General features: G+C 68.9%; 27 protein-coding genes and 6 pseudogenes. 16 read left to right on the top strand and 17 right to left on the bottom strand.

Annotation, left to right across the window (positions count from 1 at the left end):
* Nucleotides 1-163 precede the first annotated feature (163 nt).
* The 3 genes from O1G22_RS42440 to O1G22_RS42430 all read left to right on the top strand — a co-directional run bounded on the left by O1G22_RS42440 (nucleotide 164) and on the right by O1G22_RS42430 (nucleotide 1,342).
* Entirely contained in the window at nucleotides 164-310 is a 147-nt protein-coding gene (locus O1G22_RS42440; RefSeq protein ID WP_270086186.1) for a hypothetical protein, read from the top strand.
* Between the two features lie 118 nt (nucleotides 311-428).
* Entirely contained in the window at nucleotides 429-1,079 is a 651-nt protein-coding gene (locus O1G22_RS42435) for a peroxiredoxin-like family protein (RefSeq protein ID WP_270086185.1), read from the top strand.
* A gap of 113 nt (nucleotides 1,080-1,192) precedes the next feature.
* Nucleotides 1,193-1,342: a hypothetical protein gene (locus tag O1G22_RS42430; RefSeq protein ID WP_270086184.1), complete on the top strand. Its 150-nt coding sequence runs from the start codon at nucleotides 1,193-1,195 to the stop codon at nucleotides 1,340-1,342.
* A gap of 191 nt (nucleotides 1,343-1,533) precedes the next feature.
* Here the strand turns inward: O1G22_RS42430 and O1G22_RS42425 are convergent.
* From O1G22_RS42425 to O1G22_RS42410, 4 genes and pseudogenes are all read right to left on the bottom strand, one after another.
* Nucleotides 1,534-1,733: pseudogene (locus O1G22_RS42425) on the bottom strand (transposase); the annotation flags it as partial.
* Between the two features lie 309 nt (nucleotides 1,734-2,042).
* Nucleotides 2,043-2,288, bottom strand: a complete 246-nt coding sequence (locus O1G22_RS42420; protein WP_270086183.1) for an MFS transporter — start codon at nucleotides 2,286-2,288, stop codon at nucleotides 2,043-2,045.
* Nucleotides 2,285-3,277 carry a GNAT family N-acetyltransferase gene (locus O1G22_RS42415; protein WP_270086182.1) on the bottom strand — a complete coding sequence of 331 codons (993 nt, stop codon included), beginning with the start codon at nucleotides 3,275-3,277 and terminating at the stop codon, nucleotides 2,285-2,287. Before O1G22_RS42415 ends, O1G22_RS42420 begins: the two co-directional genes overlap by 4 nt.
* A complete protein-coding gene (locus O1G22_RS42410; RefSeq protein WP_270086181.1) occupies nucleotides 3,274-3,873 on the bottom strand; it encodes a TetR/AcrR family transcriptional regulator in 600 nt (199 codons plus the stop codon). Before O1G22_RS42410 ends, O1G22_RS42415 begins: the two co-directional genes overlap by 4 nt.
* 738 nt (nucleotides 3,874-4,611) lie before the next feature.
* Here O1G22_RS42410 and O1G22_RS42400 point away from each other — a divergent pair.
* Nucleotides 4,612-5,085, top strand: coding sequence for a transposase family protein (locus O1G22_RS42400; protein WP_270086180.1), 474 nt, complete (start codon nucleotides 4,612-4,614; stop codon nucleotides 5,083-5,085).
* Between the two features lie 12 nt (nucleotides 5,086-5,097).
* Here O1G22_RS42400 and O1G22_RS42395 read toward each other — a convergent pair whose 3' ends face one another.
* From O1G22_RS42395 to O1G22_RS45070, 3 genes and pseudogenes are all read right to left on the bottom strand, one after another.
* Nucleotides 5,098-6,093, bottom strand: coding sequence for a hypothetical protein (locus tag O1G22_RS42395; RefSeq protein ID WP_270086179.1), 996 nt, complete (start codon nucleotides 6,091-6,093; stop codon nucleotides 5,098-5,100).
* Nucleotides 6,094-6,326: 233 nt separating this feature from the next.
* Nucleotides 6,327-6,797 (bottom strand): DUF4259 domain-containing protein, encoded by a 471-nt coding sequence (locus O1G22_RS42390; RefSeq protein WP_270086178.1) that lies wholly within the window; start codon nucleotides 6,795-6,797, stop codon nucleotides 6,327-6,329.
* A gap of 24 nt (nucleotides 6,798-6,821) precedes the next feature.
* Nucleotides 6,822-8,369 (bottom strand): annotated as a pseudogene (locus O1G22_RS45070) (ISL3 family transposase).
* A gap of 264 nt (nucleotides 8,370-8,633) precedes the next feature.
* On the opposite strand from O1G22_RS45070, the gene O1G22_RS42375 reads away from it, so the two are divergent.
* Complete coding sequence (locus tag O1G22_RS42375; RefSeq protein ID WP_270086175.1) at nucleotides 8,634-9,311, top strand: PIN domain-containing protein; 678 nt, start codon at nucleotides 8,634-8,636, stop codon at nucleotides 9,309-9,311.
* A 50-nt stretch (nucleotides 9,312-9,361) separates the two neighbouring features.
* Here O1G22_RS42375 and O1G22_RS42370 read toward each other — a convergent pair whose 3' ends face one another.
* Together O1G22_RS42370 and O1G22_RS42365 are read right to left on the bottom strand one after the other, a co-directional pair.
* On the bottom strand, nucleotides 9,362-9,595 hold the full coding sequence (locus tag O1G22_RS42370) for a hypothetical protein (RefSeq protein WP_270086719.1): 234 nt from the start codon (nucleotides 9,593-9,595) through the stop codon (nucleotides 9,362-9,364).
* Nucleotides 9,596-9,719: 124 nt separating this feature from the next.
* Nucleotides 9,720-10,106, bottom strand: a pseudogene (locus O1G22_RS42365) (AAA family ATPase); the annotation flags it as partial.
* A 201-nt stretch (nucleotides 10,107-10,307) separates the two neighbouring features.
* Here O1G22_RS42365 and O1G22_RS42360 point away from each other — a divergent pair.
* Nucleotides 10,308-10,637, top strand: a complete 330-nt coding sequence (locus O1G22_RS42360; protein WP_270086174.1) for a hypothetical protein — start codon at nucleotides 10,308-10,310, stop codon at nucleotides 10,635-10,637.
* Nucleotides 10,638-10,680: 43 nt separating this feature from the next.
* On the opposite strand, the gene O1G22_RS45145 is transcribed toward O1G22_RS42360, so the two are convergent.
* A complete protein-coding gene (locus O1G22_RS45145; protein ID WP_487416696.1) occupies nucleotides 10,681-11,073 on the bottom strand; it encodes a Mu transposase C-terminal domain-containing protein in 393 nt (130 codons plus the stop codon).
* A gap of 66 nt (nucleotides 11,074-11,139) precedes the next feature.
* Nucleotides 11,140-11,391, bottom strand: a pseudogene (locus O1G22_RS45140) (integrase core domain-containing protein); the annotation flags it as partial.
* 108 nt (nucleotides 11,392-11,499) lie between these two features.
* On the opposite strand from O1G22_RS45140, the gene O1G22_RS42350 reads away from it, so the two are divergent.
* Entirely contained in the window at nucleotides 11,500-11,898 is a 399-nt protein-coding gene (locus tag O1G22_RS42350; protein ID WP_270086172.1) for a hypothetical protein, read from the top strand.
* 14 nt (nucleotides 11,899-11,912) lie between these two features.
* Here the strand turns inward: O1G22_RS42350 and O1G22_RS42345 are convergent.
* Nucleotides 11,913-12,041 (bottom strand): annotated as a pseudogene (locus O1G22_RS42345) (ATP-binding protein); the annotation flags it as partial.
* Nucleotides 12,042-12,046: 5 nt separating this feature from the next.
* On the opposite strand from O1G22_RS42345, the gene O1G22_RS42340 reads away from it, so the two are divergent.
* The 4 genes from O1G22_RS42340 (at nucleotide 12,047) to O1G22_RS42325 (ending at nucleotide 15,178) form a co-directional block, all read left to right on the top strand.
* Nucleotides 12,047-12,841, top strand: a complete 795-nt coding sequence (locus tag O1G22_RS42340; protein ID WP_270086171.1) for a tyrosine-type recombinase/integrase — start codon at nucleotides 12,047-12,049, stop codon at nucleotides 12,839-12,841.
* Nucleotides 12,838-13,173 (top strand): helix-turn-helix domain-containing protein, encoded by a 336-nt coding sequence (locus tag O1G22_RS42335; RefSeq protein ID WP_270086170.1) that lies wholly within the window; start codon nucleotides 12,838-12,840, stop codon nucleotides 13,171-13,173. The genes O1G22_RS42340 and O1G22_RS42335 overlap by 4 nt, the downstream gene beginning before the upstream one ends.
* Before the next feature lie 864 nt (nucleotides 13,174-14,037).
* Entirely contained in the window at nucleotides 14,038-14,796 is a 759-nt protein-coding gene (locus tag O1G22_RS42330) for a hypothetical protein (protein WP_333492494.1), read from the top strand.
* 10 nt (nucleotides 14,797-14,806) lie between these two features.
* Nucleotides 14,807-15,178: a hypothetical protein gene (locus O1G22_RS42325; RefSeq protein ID WP_270086169.1), complete on the top strand. Its 372-nt coding sequence runs from the start codon at nucleotides 14,807-14,809 to the stop codon at nucleotides 15,176-15,178.
* Nucleotides 15,179-15,227: 49 nt separating this feature from the next.
* Here O1G22_RS42325 and O1G22_RS42320 read toward each other — a convergent pair.
* Nucleotides 15,228-15,389 (bottom strand): annotated as a pseudogene (locus O1G22_RS42320) (ATP-binding protein); the annotation flags it as partial.
* Nucleotides 15,390-15,578: 189 nt separating this feature from the next.
* Between O1G22_RS42320 and O1G22_RS42315 the strand changes: the two are divergent.
* Nucleotides 15,579-15,821, top strand: coding sequence for a tautomerase family protein (locus O1G22_RS42315; protein ID WP_270086168.1), 243 nt, complete (start codon nucleotides 15,579-15,581; stop codon nucleotides 15,819-15,821).
* Nucleotides 15,822-16,220: 399 nt separating this feature from the next.
* Here O1G22_RS42315 and O1G22_RS42310 read toward each other — a convergent pair whose 3' ends face one another.
* Entirely contained in the window at nucleotides 16,221-16,352 is a 132-nt protein-coding gene (locus tag O1G22_RS42310; protein WP_270086167.1) for a hypothetical protein, read from the bottom strand.
* Nucleotides 16,353-16,743: 391 nt separating this feature from the next.
* On the opposite strand from O1G22_RS42310, the gene O1G22_RS42305 reads away from it, so the two are divergent.
* Nucleotides 16,744-17,313 (top strand): MarR family winged helix-turn-helix transcriptional regulator, encoded by a 570-nt coding sequence (locus O1G22_RS42305; protein WP_270086166.1) that lies wholly within the window; start codon nucleotides 16,744-16,746, stop codon nucleotides 17,311-17,313.
* A 34-nt stretch (nucleotides 17,314-17,347) separates the two neighbouring features.
* Here O1G22_RS42305 and O1G22_RS42300 read toward each other — a convergent pair whose 3' ends face one another.
* A complete protein-coding gene (locus tag O1G22_RS42300) occupies nucleotides 17,348-19,786 on the bottom strand; it encodes a SpoIIE family protein phosphatase (protein ID WP_270086165.1) in 2,439 nt (812 codons plus the stop codon).
* Nucleotides 19,787-19,814: 28 nt separating this feature from the next.
* The gene (locus tag O1G22_RS42295) at nucleotides 19,815-20,438 is read right to left on the bottom strand and encodes a TetR/AcrR family transcriptional regulator (protein WP_270086164.1); all 624 of its coding nucleotides are present in this window, start codon (nucleotides 20,436-20,438) and stop codon (nucleotides 19,815-19,817) included.
* Between the two features lie 117 nt (nucleotides 20,439-20,555).
* Here O1G22_RS42295 and O1G22_RS42290 point away from each other — a divergent pair, with 117 nt between their 5' ends.
* The 3 genes from O1G22_RS42290 to O1G22_RS42280 are packed head-to-tail and all read left to right on the top strand — an operon-like array spanning nucleotide 20,556 to nucleotide 23,417.
* Nucleotides 20,556-21,677, top strand: a complete 1,122-nt coding sequence (locus O1G22_RS42290; protein ID WP_270086163.1) for an aminomethyl transferase family protein — start codon at nucleotides 20,556-20,558, stop codon at nucleotides 21,675-21,677.
* Between the two features lie 19 nt (nucleotides 21,678-21,696).
* A complete protein-coding gene (gene purU / locus O1G22_RS42285) occupies nucleotides 21,697-22,542 on the top strand; it encodes a formyltetrahydrofolate deformylase (RefSeq protein ID WP_270086162.1) in 846 nt (281 codons plus the stop codon).
* A 20-nt stretch (nucleotides 22,543-22,562) separates the two neighbouring features.
* Entirely contained in the window at nucleotides 22,563-23,417 is an 855-nt protein-coding gene (locus tag O1G22_RS42280; RefSeq protein ID WP_270086161.1) for a bifunctional methylenetetrahydrofolate dehydrogenase/methenyltetrahydrofolate cyclohydrolase, read from the top strand.
* 155 nt (nucleotides 23,418-23,572) lie between these two features.
* Here O1G22_RS42280 and O1G22_RS42275 read toward each other — a convergent pair whose 3' ends face one another.
* Nucleotides 23,573-24,286 carry a hypothetical protein gene (locus O1G22_RS42275; protein WP_270086160.1) on the bottom strand — a complete coding sequence of 238 codons (714 nt, stop codon included), beginning with the start codon at nucleotides 24,284-24,286 and terminating at the stop codon, nucleotides 23,573-23,575.
* Nucleotides 24,287-24,397 lie beyond the last annotated feature (111 nt).

Below are 24,397 nucleotides of genomic sequence, written 5' to 3'. Positions count from 1 at the left end.
ACCCCGCCATCTTGAAATAATAGTTCCAAGATACTCCGCGTACACGGCACGGCAAGTCTTTCGCCTCTACTACCAGCTTTACGCCGACCACAGGGGGCAACCGCCGCGTCCAGGATCGTCCACGATGCGCCCGACCACGCCGCCCGGGCGCCATCCTGCGGCCATGAATCGCATACCAGCACTGTGGACGGCCGCATACGGCCCACAAGCGCCACCGACCCTTCGCTTCCTTGCCCGCAAGGCGGTACGCCTGGCCGACTTCGTGCGCATGCTCGCCCTGGCGGACCACCATCCCTTCACCACCCTCTGAAAGCCGATACCGCTCCTGGCCTGGCGCCGGCCGCACCCTGCCGCTATCTTGGAACGATCGTTTCATGAATTGGCCGGGCAACGACCCCGCGCCAGGCGTCATCAGGAGGAACGGCACCGTGACCAGCCTCAACGCTGAACTTCGCGTCTTCTACGAAGCCCGCCAACAGCAGATCCCCGCCGAAGTGCGGCAGGTCATGCAGCGGGCCGGCCAGGAACTCGCTGACTCCGGACAGGTCGACCGCGCCCTCACCGCCGGCGAACGAGCTCCCGGTTTCCGGCTGCCTTCAGTCACCGGACAGACGGTCGCGCTGGAGGGCCTGATCGCCGAAGGCCCGGTGGTGCTGACGTTCTACCGCGGCGCCTGGTGCCCGTACTGCAACATCGCCCTGCGCGCCCTCCAGCAGCACCACACCGACATCACCGCACGCGACGCCCGTCTGGTCGCCGTATCCCCGCAAATCCCCGACGAATCCCTCAGCCTCGCCGAGAAGCACAGCCTGACCTTCGACGTCCTCAGCGACATCGGCTCCGACACCGCCAAGCAGTACGGTCTGGCCTTCGACCTCCCTGACGACCTCGCCGCAGTCTACGAAAAGCTGGGCTTCGACCTCCAGCGCGTCAACGACGGCCATCCGCGCACACTGCCCCTACCCGCCACCTACGTCATCGATCGTGAGGGCGTGATCCGCTGGGCCTTCGTCAACAGCGACTACACCAAGCGCGCCGAACCGTCGGACATCATCGCCGCCCTCGACGCACTGAGCTGAGACGCAGCAAGGGCGCGTTGGCGATCCGGTCTCCAGCCGGACATAGACGGGTCATCGTCCCTGGGTCACTTGACGATGACCCGCTCCGCACAGTGGCCGATCGCGCACTCTGAGTGGGCGGTTCGTGGGTCTTTGAGCGGGCGGACGACAAGACCGCTGGCTGGGTCTTCAACGACCTCTACGACCTGTACGACCTGCACATCGAAGCGGACGCTGACCAGCCGCCGACCGAGCGCATCGCCGGACGTCGCCGCGCTTCTTGAACGGTGGTGTGACGCGACTGAGGACGAGAACGACGCCTCTCCCTGGTCTAGCGGCCCGTTGATCCGCGAGGCCAGGGGGCCGCTGATCTACTTCCCGATGAGCTGGAGGATGCCTGAGGAAGCCTCCGCTTTCGCCGCTTCCTTGGCCCGGTCCATGGAGCTGGTGTGCTTCGACCCTCAGCAGAACAGGCTCAGGCCCTGACGGTCTTCGTCAGGTGCCGGTACCCGATCAGGGACGCTGCAAGGCCAACGAAGCCGAGGAAGTGCTCCGCCTTGCGCTCGTAGCGGCGTGCAGTCGACGGCACCCGGTCAGCCAGGACACCGTGCGTTCGACCACCCAGCGGTGCCGACCAAGTCGTGCGGAGGTGTCGAGACCTTTGCGGACGAACCGACGGTGTCGGACGGCCTGCTGGGCGCTGTGGGCACCGGCCTGGGGATGATCGGGCTGTTCTTCATCCCCGCCGCCTGCTCACGCCAGCTGCTGGACGTCATTCGTCGACGCTCGGCCCAGGCGCCGGGAACCTGGGGCCGTAGTCCGTGCGGAGCGCGGGGCGCTGTCCCGCCGGCGGAACCACATCAGCCATGACCGTCTGTACCACCGGGCGGGAGGCACTGCTCGCCGCGCCGGCCGCGCACGCGAGCAACGCGATCAGCAAGGGCGTCGACGCGAAGCCCAGGGCTGCAGCCCGGCTGCTGCCAACTACGTGGTCAGCAGCGCGGCACGCCGCCCCACCCGGTCGGTCAGCATTCCGCCCACCAGCGAAGCCGCCGCGCCACCGGCGCCGAAGAGCGCCGCTACCATTCCCGCGAAGCTCGCCGAGTAGCCGCGTTCCGCCGTTAGATACAGGACCAGGAAAGGGGCGACGAAGGAGCCGAGGCGACTGATCAGAGTGCTCGTCCACAGCCACCGAAAGGGGCGCGGCAGCCCGGAAGCGGCCTGTCTCATCTGTCGGTGGCCCCGGCGAGGTGAGAGGCACCGGCCGCGGGGGGGTCCGCGTCTGTGGGTGACAGCTTGCTCGCCCCGATGCCGCCGCTGTCGAGGAGGTCTCGGCGCCATGCGGCTTCCTCGGCCAGAGTGCCGGCCTGCCGATACTGTCGGACCTGTGGCGCATCGGACAGAGCCTCGGCGGCTTCGGCGACCGGCACGGAGTGGAAGCCGAGCCGCTCCCACCAGGGTCCGGCGCCCGTGGAGAACACATACACCGAACGTCCTCCCCACGCGGCGGCTTCCGTGAGGACCCGCTCGACCAGCCGCCGGGCGGCTCCGAGTCCCCGAAGATCGGGACGGACCGCGACGCTGCGCAGCAGCACGCAGTGACCCTGCCGCTCCAGACCCACGGTCACAGCCGGGCCGGCCGCGTCCCTGGTGAGCCAGTACCGGGTGCCGGGCGCGAGGACGTCCTGGGGCGAGAGGCCCTGGCCCGCGAGGAAGGCCGCGAGCTCCTGCCGGTCCTGCGGCCGAGCCTCGGGCAGCGACAGGGGCTTGGCGTAGCAGCGGCTCAGCGTCTTGTCCTGGTACGGGGGATAGTTGGGGATCGGTGTGTAGCCGGCGCGCGTGTACAGCGCGATGGCTTCGGGCTGGTGAACGGCCGTCTCCAGACGTACCTCCGGGTGGCCGAGGGTGGCGGCAGTGTGTTCCGCCTCAGCCAGGAGACGAGCGGCGATTCCCTGGCCGCGGGCCTGCGGTACGACGTACATGCGCTTCAGTTCGGCGGCCGTGTCCGGGGACGGGAAGGGCTGTACGGCGCAGCAGCCGACCGGCCGGCCGTCAACTTCGGCGAGCAGGAAGCGGATCTCGGGGTGGATGTGGGCGCCGCCGGTGCACGGCTCGTCGGGATAACGGGCCGCGAGGTCGGCGTCGAGGTCGCGCACCAGTCGCAGGATCCTCGGGTCGTCGGCCGCTACGGCGGTGATGCTGGGGTCGGGCGAGGTCACAGGCTGCGGTTCCCTTCGAGGATCAGGTCGAGCTGGGTTTCCAGGACGCGCCGTTGGATGTCGGGGGGATAGGCGTCCGGGTCGGTCACGGCGTTCAGCGCGAGCCCGTCCAGACACGCCACGAGGCTGCGCACCCGGGTTTCGAGCTCCCCGCGTTCCAGGCGGTTCGGGCTGGCGGCCCGCACCAGAGCGGTCAGGCGGTCGATCCAGGAAGCGTGACTGCGGGTGTGCTCGGCGAGCAGGGCGGGGTCGTTGCGGGTGCTGAGGAGGAACTGGGACCAGACGACGGCCTCCAGGTACCGCTCGTCGTCCAGCGGCAGGGCCTGCTCGGCCACGATGTACAGGGCGTCGCGGGCGCTCTCGCCGGCGGGAAGGGTGTCGATCCGAGCCGCCATCCGACGGTGCATCTCGGTGCGGGCATGGGCCAGCAGCTCCTTCTTGCCGGCGAAGTAGTGCGTGACCATCCCCGTGGTGCAGCCGGCCGCGGTCGCGACCGCGCGAAGCGTCAGTCCCTCCAGGCCACTGTCCGAGACGACCTGCCACACAGCTTGCGAGATCGCCTCTCGCCGTTCTTCGTGGTCCACCTGTCGGGGCATCCGCCATCCTTTTGCATAACAACTGTTGCGTAACTGACGTTACGCTACCATGGGCTGCCTGCGGGTGGGCTTGACTGCCCTCAGTGGCCGTACTCACACCGTCTTCGTGTCGGGGTCGCGAGGCACGCTCGGCGAGAGGACGGGCTCCGCTACGGCGTCGACATGGGCGCGGTGGACTGGTTCGGCCCCGGTCATGGCGGCAGTGTTCCGCTTTACGCCGCTGCGGTGGGCGCGCTCGAAGGCCTGGCCCCAGTAGGTGCCGACCACCGAGGCTGAGCTCGTCGCAGGTCAGCGAGGCCACCTTGAGTGACGATCAGGCCGAGGGCAGCCGATCGCGGAGATGACATACCGGGCGAACGGCACAACCAGGAACGGCAGGGCGGAGGTGGCTGTCTTCGCCGAGAAGTAACTGGAACCCCAGGCGATCGCAACAAGGAGAAGTACCAGGTCGGCACGACGGGCAGGGCTTCGACGAAGTCGCGTGGCGTCAAGTTCCTGATGGCCCGTCAGGTCAGTGGCGCGCTCGGAACGTGACAGGCACGGCGTCCAAGATCATGGAGTTCTCGACGCCCCGTGATCCGAGTGGAAGACCGTGCCTGCCGACGCGTCATCGATGATCCCGCTTGCCCTTGACCAGATCCGCGAGCACCCCGAGGTCGTATGCGAGGAGGTCCCGAGCCTTCTGCAACGGTTGGCCGAGGTACCGGACCCGCGTGATCCACGCGGGGTGCGTCACCGGTGGCCGTCGTCCTGGCACTCACCGCGTGCGCGGTGCCGGCCGGTGCGACCTTGCTGCTGGCGGTCGGCGAGTGGATCGCCGACGCTCCGGCGCATGTGCTGGAACAAGTCGGCGCCCGCCCCGATCCGCTGCTGCCCAGGCGGGTCCTGCCCGCCGAGACAACAGTCCGTCGGCTGCGGGCCCGTATCGACGGCGACGCACTGGACCAGGCGGTCGGACGCTGGCTCGCGGACCGCAGACCGAAGGCGACCGGGACCGCCAGGCTCCGCGGCCTGGCCGTGGACGGCAAGAGCTTGCGCGGCGCGGCGAAGGCGAAGGGCCGGAAGATCCACCTGCTCGCCGCGCTGGAACACACCACCGGCCTGGTCCTCGCCAAGCTGGACGTCGGCGGGAAGGCGAACGAGACCGGCACCGGCTCCTACCGCCTGGCCGGCACCCGGGCGCGGGCCGAAGCCCCCGCCAAGACCGGCTGACCGCTGCATGGTTCAGCTTGACGGTTCTCCACCCCAAGGATCGTCAAGCACTGTTTCGGGGATGTTCGCCGTGAGCATTTCGTCGATGCAGCTGCGCAGCCCGGCGCCATTGTGGTCGACCCAGGTGAGCCATGGCACCGGCTGGAGCAGGTCGTCGTATTGACGGCTGCCGGGGTCGGTGAGGAGGGCGCGGAGCTCGTCGGGGGCGGGGTCGGTGGCCAGGCACAGCCAGGCCAGGCCGGCGCCGATGCGGACCTCGGGCGGTCGTCCGGGATCCGACCACAGATCGTGGGCCCATTTGGGAGCGTGTCCATCTTGGTGTTCGCGGGCGAGTTGGGCGATCGCCAGGATCAGGCTCACGCGGACTGCCGCATCGTCTTCCTTCGCCAGCCTGGTTTGCAGTGCAGAGGAGGCGTGTGAAAGCTCGCCGGTCGCCGCCGCCAGGACGTAGGCGCTCACGGAGCGGACCTCGGGGTCGGGGTCGGAGAGAAGCGGGAGCAGAAGGTGCAGGTCGTCCGTGACGGCTTGACGGGCGGCCTGGATCGTCCAGTCCACCGGGCACATCGTGCTGCCCTCGATCATCAACGGCTCCTCGGCGACCTGGAGCAGGCTTTCCCGTGATCCGTCCCCCATGTGCTGGCACCGGCCGATCTCGGCGATCAAGCGAAGGGTCTGGGCTCGGAGTTCGGGGCGCCCGGCCGCCGCGATCCGGAGCAGAAACGGCACCGCCAGTGCTCCCACCGCGATCGTGCCGCCCTGATGATGAAGATTCGTCCAAAGCTGCTGCAAGGCTCTGTCTGCAGCTTCGGCGTCCCCGGACGCGAGCGTGGCGAGCAGGCCGGGAATCTCCTCGCCCGGGCCGTAGAAGTGCCGGAACCGCTGCCAAGGGACCTCGTCATACCTGAACCCGTCCTTGACCTCCCGCGGGATCGCGCCCACGGCCGTCCGCACGTCGCAGTCCGTGCCGGTCCATCGTTCCGGCCAGCCGACCCAAAAGTCATCGTCCACGGCTTGGCCTTCCGGTCCACCGACAGCACCCGAACCCCCGGGAGTCTAACGACCGGTGATCAAGGGACGGCCTTTCTGCCGCACTCCGGTGGCACCGCACCACGGCGACGTCATTTCTCGTGAGCATCTGCAGCACTCAAGATCGCCAACTGCTGCCCAACCCGCTGATCAAACGCTGCTACTTCACGGGTTCTGGCTCAACTTCCGTGATCCGGTAACGCTGAGTCATCTCGTCAGAGATCGAACAGTGCGTCTCCCTGAAGACCAGACGGGGGTGCAAGGACGGCGCGAAGGCGTCTGATGCTCCGCCGCCACTGTGGGCCATCGGGTGTCTCGTCCCAGAGTTCGGCGAGTTCGGAATCCTCGGCGACCACTCGGTCGAGTGCGTCGACCGCAAGCGGCCGAAGATCTTCGGAGAAGGTCGGAAGGGCTTCGTTGGGCCCGTAGCTTGTTTTGATCGGTTCCCCGCGCGGGCATTGCGCCGCAATGAGGGCAGCGGCTGCGACAGTCTCTGCGCCTTCGGGGCTTTCGAGGTAGTCCTGAGTCTGGATGGTGCGGGTGAGCGTCGAACGCACGAGGTCCTCACGCTTGTCCTGGGCCGTCTCGTCCAGGGTGCAAGCGAAGTCCGCGGCCATGTCGTTCTCGAAGGGGCCGACATCCCAAGTGCCCATGATGATCTCCTCACGTCGATGTGTGGTGATCATCGCAGCGGCCACCGACATCGGCTGTCACGAAGAAGGCAGGACGCGTTTCCGTAGAAGCTCAAAGCCTGCACGGCCGAACATCTGGCGCTTGAGCATCTTGATCCGGTTGACATGGCCTTCGACGACGCCGGAGTTCCAGGGCAGGGTGAGTCCGGCGATCACGGCGTCGCGGTCGCGCTCGATACCTGCGGCGAGGGTGTGGAGGCTGGGGAGGTCGTCCTGCCGGACGGCCTCGAGCCAGTCCGGCAGCCGCTCTCCCTGCCGACCGGTCAGCATGGCCGCGAAGGACCGGACGTGGCGGGTGAGGGCGTCGAGTTCGGGGCAGTGCGTCCGGATGGCCTTGAGCTGGAGCTGCTCGGATTCGGTGAGGGTGTCCGGGTGCCGGAGAATCCAGCCGGCGACGGCCCGGGGCGAGGGTGGCCGTGCGGTCACCGGTCGTGGTGAGGTGCGCTTGTCGTGCAGGTAGGCGCGAACGCGCTGGTAGCTTCCCTTATAGCCGAGCGGCACGATCTCCTCCCACAGCTTCCACGCGTTGGTGAAGCCCTCGCTCCAGCGGCCGTCCAGGTAAGGCTTGTAGTCATCCAGGATCGAGGGCCTGTTCTGCCACTGGCCGGTGAACAGTTCCTCCGCCCTGGCAGCGTCGGCGAACCGTTTGACGGTGTGCCAGCTCATCCCGAGCTGCGTGCCGGGCTCGGGTCCGGTCGGCGAACCGGTGCCCTCGCGGCCAGGGCGAAGCGAACGGGTCTTGGGCCGCGACGGTCTCGGGTTCGGGCTGAGGTGCTGCTGGCGTCAGGACCCGCAGGCTGCGGCGGTGCTGGGCAACGGTCCGCTCAGCGGCCTCGCTCAGGTTGTGCCAGAGATGCCATCTGTCGGCGACCTGGACCGCCTGGGCGCTCCGGCGGTGGCGCCTTCTGCGAAGAACGGGGCGCGGTCCCGGCAGACGACCTCGGCGCCGGGCCGCTGGGCGAGCCACTCGGCCAGGCTGGACGCCTCCCGGTCTGAGAGCAGATCGACCGGGCGACGGGTTTCGACGTCCACCAGGATAGTGCCGTAATGGCGGCCCTTGCGGGTGGCGTACTCGTCGACGCCAACCACCCGCGGCGCCGGTACCTCCGGCTCGGGTAGAGCGTTGACCAGACGCAAGACCGTGCTCCGGCTCACGGACACGCCGAGGGCGGCAGCCGGCCGAGCACCGGCCCGGCCGGCCAGGGCGAGCCCGACTGCGGCCAGGGCCGAACGCAGCGCCTCGGTGCGCTGGCCATACCTGCGGGTCAGGCCAGCAATCTGCTCCACGAAGGTAAGGCGCGGGCACATGCTGTTCCCGCACCGGAACCGCCGTACCCGGAGCTGGAGTACGACTCTTCGTCCGGCGCTCGGTACGTCGGCGGGAAACCGTAGGTAGGAGCTGTGAACCCGGGTCGCCCAGGCTCCGCATCCCGGGCAGGCGGCGCCGACCGTGGTGCAATGTGCGTCAACGCGCACTATCTCGACATTCACGTCCACCGACAGCACCGCGATGTCCTCGATCGACGGGAACAACAGCTCCTTCAGCCGGAGCACGCCCTCATCCACGGCCCGGACTTTGAGCCCAACCGCCTTGCTGACGGCTCATTTTCGGGCGACTTCGGTACCGACCTGAGAGGCTCAATCGTCACTCAGAGTGGCCGCTGCACGGAGGCTGCGCCAGAGCCACTTCACGTGAACGAAGCCACGAGGTCGATGACCAAGTCGAGAATGCCCCGCTCGTGGCCGTCACGGTCCGACAGCACCCTGACCGCGTCGGCGTCGTCTGTCCCAGACGGCCTGGAGATATGCGACGGCAGTGAGGATCTCGTCATGCGTCATGTCGGCCGCCGTCATGAGCCAGCGGCCTTTTCGGCCGTGGCCGCGTCGTGGGCGGCCCGGGCCGCCCACGCAGTGCACACGTCGATGGCGGGCAGCGGTGACCCACGCCCGATGCCGCGAGGCAGTCCCCCGCCGTTGGCGGCCGACGATCCGGCGGGCCATCGCCGGGTCAGCCACGCCCACTCGGCTTGCGCATCCTCGGGTGCATCCTCGGTGTCCGGCCCGAGGCGTCGGCCCGACTCGTACAAGAAGTCGCACACCACCAGTGACACCATCAAGAGACGCGCCCGTGGCGTCTTCGCCCTGATCGAGCAGACCCTGACCGAGCAGCGCAACGGGCAGGCGATGGCCGGCGGAGTGCGGGTCGAAGTACTGCTCGACGAACCGGGTCACGTAAGGCTGCCCAACAAGGACGACGAGATCGTGGCCCGGGCCTGCCACCTGAAGCAGGCCATCATGCCCACCCCGGTCACCGTGCTCACCGGGGACAACGGCATGCGGGCCCGAGCGCTCGCCTGGGGCCTAGAGGCAGACCAACTGCCAGAGAAGTACCGAATTGAGCGAACCGGCTGTTGGCTGCCGTTCAAAATCGTGATGGCTTTGCCACTCACGATGGTGACGTGCGGGGATGAAGAGAGCCCGGTGGTGGCGTTCCAGCGGGCTGTTTGATCTTCATGGTGTCACTGGGATGTTGATGGTGCCCAGGGTGGGCGCGGTCGTCATTCGGCGTTGACTTCGGCGACGGCGGCGCGGGCGCTTGTCTCGTCGACGATGGGCTTGCCCTCGGCGTAGGCGGAGAGCAGGGCCTGGACGGCGAGGTTGTTGACGGCGCGGGGATAGCCGCGGGCGGTGTCGTGGATGAGGGTGATCGCGTCGTCGGTGAAGAGAGTGTCGGTTCGGCCGGCGAGCCCGAGGTGGTGGACCAGGTAGGAGGCCGTTTCCTCGCCGGTCATGGACGGTCATGTTGTAGCGGACCTGGATCCGTTGGTCGACGGCGGCCAGGACGCCGAGCTTGATCTTGTGTCGCAGGGTCGGCTGGCCGATCAGCAGGCAGGCCAGCGGGCTGTTGGAGTCCATCTCGTCGTTGGTCAGCATCCGGATTGCTTCCAGCTGCTCGTGGTCGAGCAGGTGGGCTTCCTCGATGATCAGGATGGGGACGCGGCCGCGTTCGTTGTTCTCGGTGGCCAGCAGGTCGGTGGCCTGCGGGATCAGCGTGGACTTGTGCGGGCGCGGGACGCCGCCGAGCGAGGTGACGATCGCGTGGTGGATCCCGGCGACGCCGACGGCTGGGTTGGCCAGGTAGATGACCTTGTGGGGGGGGTGGTCCAGCTGGGACAGCGACGCTCTGACCGCGACGGTCTTGCCCGCGCCGACCTCGCCGGTGATGACGCCGAGTGCGCGTTCGCCGATGCACCAGGTGATGCGGGCGACGGCCTGCGCGTGGGCGGAGTGCCGGTGCAGCATCGAGGGGGCCAGGGCCTTGCCGAACGGCATCCGTGTGAAGCCCCAGTGCGCCGTCAGTTTGTCTATCAACGTTCGTTGTTCCTCTCCAAGCAGGCGATCGTGTCGTCCCGTTCGGCCGCGGCGTGTCCGGCCCTCGGGTGGAAGCGGACCGCGAACCGCAGGCTGTGCGGCCGCAGCGACGACCAAGTAGCGTGTGCACTCATGACCGACCATCCGAAGACCGGCCTGGGTGACGTGCTGGCCCACGTGGTGAACTGCGACCACGATGGCGAAGAGCCCGACCTCAGCGGCGGTCGACGAGTCGAATACGTCGTGACCGGGATCCGTGGAGCGCTCGTCGACGCCCATGCCGTCGACGACCCGGCGAGGAAATACGTGAGCCCGGCCGCCGTTCTCGCGCAGAACCTCAAGACCGAGGTCGGTTCGTTGCTCGGGTGCCACTTCAGTTGCCGTGTCGTGCCTGGCAACCCCGGCACCTTTTTCGTCGATTTCCAGATGACCCCGGAGCCAGACGACCAAGCGCTCGCGTGATCAGCGCGTGAGACAACCCGGTCCTGGACCGGGCGGCCTCTGGTCACGCGTCATCGCCGCTCAGGTCGACGGCCGGGGTCGGCTGGTCCTGGCCGGGCAGGAACACCTCGTAGTTGATCCGCAGCCCGAGCTCCTTCGTGCGCTCGGTGTCGATGAGCCGCAGGTAGTCGATCCCGGTCGGCGCCGGCGGGGCCGCAACCGGAGTCTCCGGCTTCGCCTTCGGGTGCGCGTGCCGAGTGATCAGGTGCGGGATCGCCTTGCCGAACGAGCGGCCGCCGAAGCGGACGTCGATGTCGGTCAGGTCGAACGGGTCGAAGACCAGCTCGACCTGCCGGCCGACCAGCGACGCGTCGACGTTGTAGGTGTTGGACTGGAGCGAGACCGTGGCAGTCTTGGCGACCTTCCGCAGCTCGGACCAGCGAAAAGCCTCCCTCAGCGCGTCCGGCGTCGGGGTGGGGAACGGCGCCCCGGCCAGCCAGCGTTCCAGCGGCTGCTGGCCGGTCTCGGAGTGGACCCGCCGGTGATAGACCTGCTCGACCCATGCCGTGAAGAGCCTGTTCAGCGTGGCCAGGTCGGTGACCTTCTCCGTGTCGACCTCGACCAGAAACTGTTCCCGGACTGTTCGGAAGAACCGTTCGATTTTGCCTCTGCCCTGTGGGCGTCCCGGGGTGGAGTGGATCAGCTTGATCCCGAGCCTCGCGCATGCCCTGAGCAGGGCGGAGTCCACGAAAGCGGAGCCGTTGTCCACGTAGACGCCCTCGGGTGTCGGCGTACTCGCTTATGTGCATAGCCACGTACGGATGAACGTGCAGAGCAAGCGGCCGCTCGAAGAGCTCGCGTCGTGGTTCGAGATGATGGGGCGGTGTCTCTTCGCTACTTCAATCAGACCGGCTGGACTGCCATCTTCAACGGCACTGACACCGAGATCGGTCGCATGGTGCGCGTAGAAGGCTGGGACCAGGCGACTGGGACTGCACTGGTCGTCGATCCCAAGCGTGGTGCCCTGCGCCCGGTGACGGACTACGAAGACTTCTCTCATCTGGAGCGGGCCGAGCAGGTCGTGGCCGCGGTGCCTGGTGGAGGGTGGCGGGTGCACTGGAACGATGAGGGTCCAGGAGGAACACCGCTGACGGAACAGGTGCTGGCCTGGCTCATCACGTCGCAGGGGCGGGCGACGGCCATCACGGTCGACGCCCACGGGCATGTCGAGGATGCTGATAGCGCCGACGCCTTCATCCCGCCGGGCGAGGAGCCTGGGTAGGAACCGGAGCCGGGTCAGGCCACGTCGGTTTCTCGCTCGATGGCCTTGAGGCGGTTCTTCAGCCGGTAGCTGGGGCCGTTGATGGAGATGACCTCGCAGTGGTGGAGGAGGCGGTCGAGGATGGCGGTGGCGAGGACTTCATCGTGAGTTGCTGCTGCCACCTCAGATCTTCAAGGGGTTCCACCGGTTCCTGCAGGCCCGCAAGGCCGCCGAGATCGAGGCAGCGTTCGGTGTCCGGCTGGTCTGCCCGGTCGACGAGTTCAACGCCTCCCGGCGTGTCGGCGACGACTCCCCGGCCCTGGTGCCGCCGCCGGCACCGGAACGGGTAGCGAAGTTCTTCGACTTCATGAAGCAGCGGATTGCGACCGCGAGGAAGTACGGGCCCGCCGCCCGGGACTATGCGATGTTCCGAACCCTGTATCACGCCGGGCTCCGCTCGGAGGAGGCATCGTTGTTGGACAAGCCCGATGTGCACTTCACCCGCGGTCCGTTCGGCAAACTCCATGTCCGCTTCGGCAAAGGGGCTCACACCTCCGGGCCCCGGCCCCACTGGGTGCCCATGCTCGACGGCCTGGACCTGGTGCTGCGATGGTTCCTGGACGACGTACGCCCCAAGTTCCCCGATTCACCAGTGCTGTTCGCCGACGAGTCAGGCGAAGCCCTGCATCGCGGAACGATCCGCAACCGGCTGCGCTATCTCATGGAGCTCGAAGGGCGGCCGGCCTCGGAGCGGTTCAGCGCGCATGCCCTGCGGAGGGCCTGCGCGACCCACAACTACGAACGCGGCGTCGACCTGGTGGCGATCCAGCAGATGCTCGGTCACTGGACAGTCAGTTCAACCATGCCTTATGTCCGGCCCTCCGCGACGTTCATCGAGGACGCCTATCAGCGGGCGGTCGCCGGCACTCTGGCCGAGCTGACCGGGAAGGACACCACGGCATGAAGATCCGATGGCGGCTGCGGATGGCCGCCGCCCAGCGCGAGGTGTGGACCGGGACCGAGCTGCGACGGCTGCTGGCCGAGAAGGCCGGCCTGGAGCTCTCCTCGGCGTCGGTGTCCGCGCTGTTCACCAAGGAACCCTCGCAGGTGAAGATGACCACCCTGGCCGCGTTGTGCACCGCGCTGGAGTGCACCCCCAACGACCTGATCGAGATCGACACCACCCCGTCGAGCGGCCTGCGGCTCCTCCCCGGCCCATCGCCGACCTCCCGAAGGCCGTCGGTTCCGCCCGGGGCCGGTCGATGCCGCCTCTGTGACCTGCGGACATCTTCATGAGCAAGAAACAGCGGGACTGCGTCACCTGCGGCGGGCCGGTCGGCTATCGCGACCGCGAGCACTGCTGCCGGTGCTGGCACCGGATGAAAGAACAGGCAGCGAAGACGATGTGTCCGTCCTGCGGCAAGGCCGGGTCCTCCAGGAGGACACCGGCCGGTGCATCACCTGCTCGCGCGTCTGCGACCAGTGCGGCCAATCCGTCCGTGCGGCCCACAACCGGCTCTGCGGAGTCTGCCGGCGAAAGGCCGAGCGGCTCGCCGACCAGCAGCCCTGCCCTCGCTGCGGCAAGCAGGGATATCTCCGCGAGGAGACCGGCTGGTGCGGACACTGCTCCCGGCCCCGACAGGACAAGCAGCCCCCACGGACCTGCCGCGAGTGCGGGCAACTGCGACGGCATGCCGGCCTGGGCCTATGCCCAGCCTGCTGGCAGAAACATCCCGGCCGTCCCTTCATCCGCGGCGAACACCTCCACGACCAACTCGCCAACCCGCCGGCGTGGCTGGACGACTTCGTCGAACATGTCGCGTCCCGTTTCTGCGTCTCCCGGGCCTGCGGCCTGATCACCGGCCTCGGCCGCCTCCTACAGGACGAGCACCCCAACTCACCCCAGGCACTTCTGGAACGGTCCCGACGACCAGGACGATCGATGGGCACCTTCGCCCGCGCGCTTGAGGACTTCTTCACCCATCGTGGCCTGGCCCTGCCCACCGATCAGGCCGAACGGCTCGCCGCCGGGCGGCGCAAGCGCCGCATCGATGCCGTCCCCGGGCCCCTCAGGCCAGCCGTTACCACCTTCGACGCCTTCCGCATGCGAGCCCAGGACCGGCCCGCCGGGCCGGCACCCGCCCCCGCAGCAACCACACCCTGGAAACCGCCCTGTCCATCCTGCGGGATCTGGCTCGCTTCCTCACCGAGCATCGCGGCAAGGACGACTGGGCCCTGGTCGACGTGCACGACGTCGAAGCCTTCCTGGCCACCTCGCCCAAGGCCCGCAAGCGCCGACTGGTGGTGCTGCGGCAGTTCTTCCGCTTCGCCCGCTCCCAGCGCATCGTGCTGATCGACCCGACTCGCACTCTGATCGTGAAGGAACGCAACGGCTTCCGCGGCCGCACCCTCACCCTCGACCAGCAGCGCGAGCTCTTCCGTCGATGGACGACCGACGATCAGGTTCACCCCCACGAGGCTCTGCTCGGCATGCTCGCTCTGCTGCACAGAGCCTCCAGCACGGAGGTCCGGACATTGAAGATCACCGACATCGACGCTGCGGCCCAGAGCGTCCGGCTCGGCAAGCGACCCCATCCCGTCCCGCTGGATCCCGCCTCCTGGACCGTGCTGGAACGCGGCTTGAACCACCGCGCGGAGTGGCCGACGGCCAACCCGCATGTGATGGTCACCAAAGGAACCAAGGCCGGGCAGAGCCCGGCCTCAACCGCCTATCTCTCCCACGCCCTTGACGACTGCGGATACCCGCCCCGGATGATCCGCAGCACCCGCCTCGTCGACCTGGTGAACACCATGGACCCCAAGCTCGTCGCCGCCGCCTTCGGCATGGACCCGCAGGCCACCCTCATCTACCTTGCTGATCACATCGACCCAGGACGCCTGCCCGACCAGCATCAGTAGAGGAACTTGCATGCGGCACCTCATCCCCCCATTCGCTCTCTCTGCCCTCCAGCGCGGACGGCAGATCGAGCAGTTCCTCGGCAGGGTCGAACGCGACGGTCACCAAGGGCTTCGCTGGATCGCCCTCAGCCCCGGCCCTTCCGGCGTCACGATCTATTTGAGTGACGTCGAAGACGTTGGCACTGACAACTTCTTCGATATCACCGAGTTCCCGCCCCTGGACCCCGAGGAGGAGACGTGGGGACGGGAGATCGCGGTCCTGCCCACCCCCGAGGAAGCCTTGCACCTGGCCGAGCGTGACCTCGCCGCAGACCCCCAACGCTGGGTCAACCAGGGCATCGTCTGCGACGAGTACCAGGACTTCCGCAAGATGAACCCGTGATGTTTCGGCGCCGCCTGGCACGTGTTCGCCGGAACATGTGCGCTTTGCCAAAAGCCTCATTGGAGGCGATGGCGACACTGTTCTTCTCCTCACGCTCCGTCAGAACCTGGAAGAGCAATTCAGCACCGTGCTTGTCGAGCTCCATGTAGCCGAGTTCGTCAATGCACAAAAGATCGACACGGCCATAGCGGGCGATCGTCTTGGTCAGCCGAGTTGTGAGGACCGTGCGGTGTCGCTGCCGGGGTGGCGCGGTGGCCGGGACGGGAACGGGAACGGTACGGGAACCGGGGCGTGGACAGTGGTGGGCAGTCTGGGCCAGGTCTCTGTGTCCAGGCCCGCCGTCATGGCGATACGACCCGGCGCCGTCCGCCGCGCCCACGACCCTCAAAGGAGCGTCAACGTGCCTGTGATCACCGTTGATTGGTGGCAGGGGAACGACCGGGAACGCCGGGCGGACCTCGTGTCCGAGCTGGCCGCCACCGCCTCCCGGGTGACCGGGTGTCCGATCGACGACGTGACCGTCATCGTGCGGGACTGCGAGCCCGGCCATGCCTCCGGGCTGCGCGACGGCCGCTCCAGAACCGCGTGCCCCGGTGCGAACGGCTTCGGTGAGATGGGCCTGGGGCAGGGCAGTCCCTGCTGAGATGCGCCGCGGTACTGGTCTTCGGCGCCGATCGGCGTGGGCCCGGGGATCCGAGCGGTAACGAGCCCGGACTCGTTCGGGAACGGCTGACGGCAGGTTGATGCCTGTCGCAGTCATCCGAACGAGGGGGCACCCGATGAGCATCACTTGGTACCGGACGGCCGGGGTTCTGTCGGCGGTCGCGATTGCGGCGGCCGGGGGATTCGGGACGCAGGCGGGGCGGGGTCACCTGGCGACCGACGGCCGCACCGCGGCATACCAGGTGCTCGGCTCCGGGGAAGGACCGGCGAACGTGGTAACGGCTCCGAGCTCGGGCGAAGGACCGGCCCTCACGAGCTGACCCGGGCCGACCATCACGAGCCGAGCCGGCCGACCATCACGAGCCGAGCCGGCCGACCATCACAAGCTGAGCCGGGCCGCCGACTCGTTCATCGCATTCAGCAGCTCGGCCGCCTCGCTCCGGTGGGCCTCGGCGGCCACGGTGTCTCCCTGCGCCGCCAGCACATCGGCCAAGCCGCTCAGAGCTCGCACGACCTCGATACGGTAGCCCACAGCCGACGCGATCCGGTCGCGCCCTCGGGGGCGGTGCCAAGAAAGCCCAGCAAGATCGCCTCCCGGTGTTCTAGGCCGCTCGCCGCCAGATCGTTGAGGACAGCGTTGACGGTAGTCCAACAAAGGTCGGCGGTACCGAAGTCCGCACTGTGTTTGACTCGCTTCTCGGCAAGGGGATGGGCCGGGTTGCGGTAGGTCCGCAGCAGGTCCGAGGCCAGAGGAAGCTGTCCGCGTGGGGTGCGAGCATGCAGCGCCCCGAGACCGGACGGGTCGACCCCCATGAGGTCGAGGGCAATGAGACACCGTATAATTTGAGCCCGAACAACTCTCATGTCCCATGGCTTCTCAGGCGGCCCGAAGGAGCGTACTCGTGCCCGGCCATCGATCCATCGCCGAAGCCGAGAAACTGGCAGCGGCCAGGCTCGGCGGTATCCCCGTCCGGCATGACCAGATGGCAGTTGTCGCCAACATCTATCGCGCCGCCTCGGCGGTGCGCCAGCACCTGGAGAACTCCGTGCTGCGCGGCGTCGACCTGACCTGGACCGCCTTCGTGGTGCTCTGGGTCATCTGGATCTGGGGCGAGTCGGAGACGCGGCACGTGGCCGAAGAAGCCGGAATTTCCAAGGGCACGCTCACGGGGGTTGCCCGGACGTTGGAAAGACGAGGGCTTGTGCAGCGAGCAGACCATCCCACCGACGGGAGGCTGGTGCTCCTGAGCCTGACCGACGAAGGGGAGGAGTTGATGCAGCGCCTCTTTCCGGCGTTCAACGAGGAGGAATCCTTCGTCACCGGGCGGCTCAGCGACGCGGACTGCCGTACCGTCGCCGACGGACTGCGCCGGGTGGTGCTGCAGGTGGAGGAGAACGGCGAGGAGCGCCGCCAGGATCTGTTGGGCGGTGCTGCCCCCGCGCCACGCCGCAGCGGCCGCCGTAAGGCCTGAGCCGCGACAGTCCCGGACGAGGGAGCCCGGATCGCTACAGGTCGAATTGCTCGCCTGCGAAGGTCCCTGGCATCTGGGCTGGAACCAGCGGCACCTCGGTCCAGATGGTCTTGCCCGTTGGCGTGTATCGGGTTCCCCACCGCTGCGTGAGTTGCGCGACCAGGAACAGACCTCGGCCGCCCTCGTCCTCCATCGCGGCCCGCCGCAGGTGGGGCGAGGTGTGGCCGCCGTCGGAGACCTCGACAATGAGGCCACGTTCCCGGATGAGTCGTAGACACACCGGCGCGCCGCCGTAGCGGATCGCGTTGGTGACCAGCTCGCTGACGACGAGCTCGACAACGAACGACGCGGCTTCGTCGACTCCCCACGCGGCCAGCTGGTTGCAGGCCAGCGATCGCGCTCTTGCCACTTCTCCGGCGTCGGAGGCCACGTCCCATGTCACCACCAGATTCTCAGCCAGGGCGTGGACGCGGAGCAGGAGCAGTGCGGCGTCGTCCTCGGGGGCCTGGGGCAGGAGTCTGGTGATGACCCTGTCGCATGTCTTGTCCAGTTGGCCGTCCTCGGGCCCGGCGAGTGCGGTGCAGAGAGCGCGGACTCCGGCGTCGATGTCCGTGTGACGGTTTTCGACGAGTCCGTCGGTGTAGAGAGCGAGCATGGCGCCTTCCGGCAGCTCGATGTCGGCGCATTCGAACGGCAGGCCGCCAAGGCCGAGAGGCGGTCCGGCGGGAAGGTCCACAAGTTCGGCGTGTCCGTCGGGGGTAAGGAGCACGGGCGGCAGGTGGCCCGCCCGCGCCATGACGCAGTGCCGGGAGACCGGATCATAGATCGCGTACAGGCAGGTGACTCCCAGTGCCTGGTCCTCGGCCTCGGCGGGCCCGGAAGGCGGGGCGCCGGTGCGCGCCACGAGGTCGTCGAGCCGGGCGAGCAGTTCGTCCGGTGCGAGGTCGAGTGCGGCGAGCGCCGCGACGGTCGTGCGCACCCGGCCCATGGTGGCGGCCGCGCTCGTACCGTGTCCGGCGACGTCGCCCACCACCAGCCCGACGCGTGCCCCGGAGAGGGGGATGACGTCGTACCAGTCCCCTCCGACGCCGGCGGGCCCGGCCGCGGGCAGATAGCGGTGAGCGACCTCCACACCCGGTTGCTGGGGCAGGGTGCGCGGGAGTAGATCACGCTGGAGCGTGAGCGCGGTCGCGTGTTCTCGGGTGTAGCGGCGGGCGTTGTCCAGGCAGACCGCGGTGCGGGAGACGAGCTCTTCCGCGAGCTGGATCTCCTCGTGGTCGAAGGGGTCGGCGTGTCGGGAGCGTGCGAAGGCCACCGCGCCCAGGGTGGCGCCTCGGGCCTTGAGGGGAAGGGCGAGCGCATGGGTGGCCGTGTCGGTGGCCGGCGCGTTCTCGGCCAGGCACCGCAGGCGGACGGTGTCCAGTGCGCCGTACGCGGTGTCCTTGGCCGCGGCGTGATGGGTGCGGTGAGCCACCTGGCACAGGGTGGGGTGGGTGGCGAAGTGTTGTGGTTCCTGCCCACCCAGGACGGCTTCGACGATGTCCACGGTGACGGCGTCGGCGAACTCGGGGACCACGAGTTCCGCCAGATCTTGGGCCGTGCGCCGGATGTCCAGGGTCCTTCCGATACTGCCGCTGGCCCGGCTGAGCAAGGCGAGACGCTGGCGCGCCACATAGCGGTCGGTGATATCGAGGCCGGCCTCACAGACGCCGACCGCACGGCCGACGTCGTCCCGCAGCAGGAAGTAGGAGAGGGACCAGACGTGCTGGTGGTGGGGGTCGAGGCGGGTCGGGCTGCGGTAGCGGACGTCGATCACCGGCTCACCGGTGCGCACGACCTGGAGGATGGGCCTCTCGACGTCCTTCACCGCCCGACCGTCTTCGGTCAACAGCACCCCCTCCGGCAGAATGTCGCGCACGAACCGCCCAGCGGCTTCCTCCAGCGTCACACCGAACTGCTTCTCGATGGCCGTGTTGATCCACCGGACGCGGGCGTCGGTGTCGTAGACGACCAACTGGATCGGTGACTGGCGGTAGAGCCCGGCGAGCATGGCTCGGTCTATGGCGCGCTGCCGCAGCAACTCCACGCTCATCGCCACCACCAGCCAGGCAGCGCCGCTTGCGCCGTGTGCGAGCGGGTTGACGGCCAAGGCCACGGGCACCGGTCGGCCGTCGCCACGGCGCACCGACCGGATGTCGTATGTGCCGGGGCTGTCGGCGGTCGGGAGGAGTCCGGCGCCCGTCACGGTGTCGGTCAGGATCGCGTCGGCGGAGCGGCCCAGGACCTCGTCCGGCCGGTGTCCGAACAGTGCCTCTGCCTCGGGGCTCCAGCCGATGAACCGCATCCGCTCGTCCAGCACGGCGGTCGCACGCCCAGCCGTCAGCGAGCCGGGGCCGATGCCTTGGCCGGGTCGGGACCGTCCCTGTTCCGGTTGTTCCGGCCCCGCTTCGTGCGAGCGGGTGAGACCTGTCATGGCGCGCACCAGTCGTATGCATTCCCGATCAGTTCAATGTACCGCCGGACGGCGCCGACGGCGTCTGTGGGCGGTGCGCCGCAAGGAGCCGACGCAGCGCTTCGACACCCTCTTCGGTGTGCCGCGGATCACCCGAGGTGACCTGGTGGAAGACCAGGCCGTCCAGGGCCGCGAAGACGATCTCTGCCAGTTCCCGGGACACGTCGAAGCAGGCCAGTGCCTCTCGGACGGCATCGCGGTAGGCGTCGTAGAGGGCGTCGACATGCCGCTGCAGTTCGGGCCTGCGGCTCGCCTCCAGTTTCAGTTCGTACTGGAAGGCCTGCAGATCCGGATCGGCGGCGATGAACGCGGCCAGCGTCGCGGCGAAGTCCTCCAGCCGGCCACTGGTGGGCACCAGCGACGACGTCTCGATGCTGCGCCGCACAGCCCAGCCCAAAGCCTCTTCGAGCAAGGCGTCACGTGATCCGAAGTGGTGGACCACGAGGCCGTGGGTCACACCGGCCTCGGCAGCCACGGACCGGTACGTCAGCTTCCGCAGGCCCCCTCGCGCGACGACCTTGATGGCCGCGGCCATCAAAGCTTCCCGTCCCTGACCGTATCCCGGCCGATTGTCCTGGCCGCCGGTCCCCTCATCGACCACCGCCTCGGTCATGCACCCCCCTTCCTCTCCCCCTGCGCACCCTGACAAGCAAATCTATCCTATTGACAAGTTATCCGAATGGATAGATTCTCGGCGGTGCCTCACTTCCTCCGCCTCACTGGAGTTCCTATGGCCCTGCCCGAAGGACTGCGCAGCACCCCGTTCTCCCCGCGGTACGACGACCGCGTCGAGGAGTGGATGGACGTCTACGGCCATGCCGTGCCCCTGTTCATCACGGACCCGGCCGAGGAGTACGAGGCATTCCGCACCGCCGCCGGTGCGCTGGACTACTCGATGCTCTACAAGTGGCACGTCGAGGGCGAGGACGCCGTCGCCACCGTCGACGCCGTCTTCTCGCGGAGCGTCCACGGGCTCGGCGCCGGTCGTATCGCCTACGGCGTGGTCGTCGACACGGACGGCTTCATGATCGACGACGTGACTGTGGCCGTCCTCGCGCCCGGCCATGTGGTCGTCACCGGCGGCAACCCCGCCACCCAGCAATCGCTGACCGCGCACGCCCCCGACGGCACCACGGTCACCGAGCGTCGCGACGAGTTCGCCGTGCTGACCTTGCAGGGACCGCGCAGCCGCGAGGTTCTCCAGCGGCTCACGCACGTCGACGTCTCCAACTCCGCCTTCCCCTATTACACGTTCGTCCGGGACGTCCTGGTCGCGGGTATCGGTGCGCAGGTCAGCCGGATCGGGTTCACCGCCGAACTCGGTTACGAGATCCAGGTGCCGCGCGAGCGTGCGCTGGACCTGTGGGACGCGGTCCTCGAAGCGGGGGCTGACCTCGGGGTGAAGGCCGCCGGCGCGCTCGCCCTGCTGACGTGCCGCACCGAGGCCGGAATGATCATGGGTGAGCTGGAGTACGACCACACCGTCACCCCGTTCGAGTGCCGGATGGGCTGGGCGATCGACTTCGACAAGGGCCCCTTCCAGGGCCGCGACGCGCTGCTCGCCAAGAAGGGCACCGCGCCGGGGCGTGTGGTCAGCGTCGTCGTGGACGCCGCACCCGAGGCGGCCGAGGGCGCGCGGCTGGAGCTGGACGGACGGGACGTCGGCTACGTGACGATGGCCGTGCCCTCACCCGTACTCGACGCCGCCACCCTGGGGCTCGCCCGTGTGCACCGCGACGCGGTGAAGCCGGGGACCGCGCTGACCGCGGTCGCCGCCGACGGTTCCAAGGCCGACGCCACGGTGAAGCCCACCCCCGTGTACGACCCCGAGCGCACCCGCGTACGGGCCTGAGCCGGAAGGCACCGCAGCCATGCAGCGCTACATCCTGACCGTCAGCTGCCCCGACCAGCCGGGCATCGTGCACGCCCTGTCCGGTGGCATCACCGAGGCCAAGGGCAACATTCTGGAGAGCGCCCAGTTCTCCGATCCCGGCACCGGCACGTTCACCATCCGGGTGCTCCTGGAGACACCGCAGGCCGACGTCGAGAGCCTGCGGGACGAGCTCTCCCTGCGCCTGGCGCGCTTCGACCCCGTGCTGTCCCTGCGGCCGGAGCAGCAGCGGCGCCGGGTCCTGCTGATGGTGTCGAAGTTCGACCACTGCCTGGTCGACCTCCTCTACCGCTGGCACTTGGGCGAACTGCCCGTCGACATCCCGCTCATCGTTTCCAACCACCCCGACCTGGCGCCCGTCGCGCAGCGCTACGGCATCCCGTTCATCCACCTCCCTGTCACCCGCGACACCAAGCCGGAGGCGGAGGCCGAGCTGGTGCGGCTGGTCGCCGAGCACCGGGTCGACTTCGTGGTCCTCGCCCGCTACATGCAGGTTCTCTCCGACGACCTGTGCCGCAAGCTGTCGGGGCGGGTCATCAACATCCACCACTCGTTCCTGCCGGGCTTCAAGGGCGCCAAGCCGTACCACCAGGCCCACGACCGGGGCGTCAAACTCATCGGCGCCACCGCCCACTTCGTCACCGCCGACCTGGACGAGGGCCCGATCATCGAGCAGGACGTCGTGCGCGTCGGACACCGGCACACCGCGCCGGAGCTGGTCGCCATCGGCCGGGACGTCGAACGGGTCGTCCTGGCGCGGGCGGTGCGCCTGCACGCCGAGGACCGGGTCGTGCTGACCGGCTCCCGCACCGTCGTGTTCTCCTGACCCGAGAGGTTCGTACGACCATGACCACCGCGACGCTGCTCGACGGCAAGGCCGCGGCAGCCGAGATCAAGGCCGAACTCGCCGCCCGGGTCCAGGCGTTGAAGACACGGGGCGTCACCCCGGGCCTGGGGACCATCCTGGTCGGCGACGACCCGGCCAGCCACTCCTACGTCGGCGGCAAGCACCGCGACTGTGCCCAGGTCGGCATCGCGTCGATCCGGGTGGAGCTGCCCGCCACCGCCTCCCAGGCCGACGTCGAGGCCGCCGTGCTCCGGCTCAACGCGGACCCGGCCTGCGCCGGTTTCATCGTCCAGCTGCCGCTGCCGGCCCACATCGACACCCACGCCGTGCTGGAGCTCATCGATCCCACCAAGGACGCCGACGGGCTGCACCCGACGAACCTCGGGCGCCTCGTGCTCGGCATTCCCGGGCCGCTGCCCTGCACGCCCCGCGGCATCATCGACCTGCTCCGCCGCAACCAGGTGGCCATCACCGGCAGACAGTTCTGCGTGATCGGCTGCGGCATCACGGTGGGCCGTCCGCTGGGCCTGATGCTGACCCGAAGCACCGAATACGCAACAGTCACCCTGTGCCACGAGGCCACCCAGGACACCGCGGCCCACGCCCGGGTCGCCGACGTGGTCGTGGCCGCGGCAGGCGTGGCCCACCTCGTCGGGCCCGACTGGATCAAGCCGGGCGCCACGGTCCTGTCCGTGGGCATCACCCGGACCGTGGAGGGCATCCTCGGGGACGTCCACCCGGACGTCGACCAGGTCGCCGGCTCCCTGGCCCCACCGGTGGGCGGAGTGGGGCCGATGACCCGGGCCATGCTGCTGACCAACATCGTCGAAGCCGCCGAGCGCGGCCGGCCCTGACGGGGAAGCTGCGGGGCCGAGCCTGTTCGGGCTCGGCCCCACAGCCGTGTGCGCGCCGGCGGGAAAGGCACCGGCGGCGCCGGGGCCGGGCAGGCAGTACGCGCGCATGCTCGCCGTCTGCCCCAGCCCACAGGCCCGGCGAGCCGTACGCACGATCACAGGCGGCCGGCGTAGAAGGTGTAGCGCTCCAGCGGTTCTCCCTCGTGGCCCCATGGCCAGGGCGTCACCAGGCCGTCGATCGCGGTGAACACCGGGCGTGCGTCCCCGGTGCGGCCGGCGCGGACCAGACAGTAGGCAAGCAGCCCGAGGTCGGCGACGGCGGCGGCCTGGCGCAGGTGACCGGGGCTCAGCCAGGAGGTCAGAGCCTGATCCACCCATCGCGCGACGTGCGGTTGTGTCCAGTAGCGGCTCGCCCCCAGCGCCCGGACTCCTCCACCGTCCAGGTCGCGGTGGTACTGCCTCACGGCGGCCGTGGGCGGCGGGCATGCCGCCGGAGCGTCCGGCGGCATGACGGCGACGACGTCGTCGAGGAAGTCCCGCAACGCGCTCTGGCTCCCCTGCTCCTCCGGGGAGAGATAGCCCAGGATCTGCAGATGCGCCTCCCGGTGCCACGGATCACGCGCGCGGATCTCCTCCCAGAGCGGTGCGAGCTCGGCACGGGGCCGCCCCAGCGACCGCAGCGCCGCCAGCGCGGCCACCCAGGGCGTCGGATCGCCCGGACGCGCCTCGGCGGCGAGGCGGCAGAACGCCAGGGCACCCCAGGGATCCGTGGCCAGTTCGGCCCACCCGGCGAGAACCAGCGCGTCCGCATCGCGCGGCCGGAGCTTGTGCCACCCGCGGGCCAGCGCGGGAGCAGCCTGTGCGAGCACGGAGACACGGTGGCAACGGCGGTCCCAGTCGGGCCCGGTGTCCCGCAGGAGCTGCTCGATCCGGGTGATGGCGAGGTCCTGTGGGCCCGGGCCCCGGGAAGAGGCGATACC

Origin of the sequence: Streptomyces camelliae (assembly GCF_027625935.1) — a bacterium.
GTDB lineage: Bacteria > Actinomycetota > Actinomycetes > Streptomycetales > Streptomycetaceae > Streptomyces > Streptomyces camelliae.
Note: the sequence above shows the minus strand (reverse complement) of the source record. Positions and strands in the feature narration are given on the sequence as shown.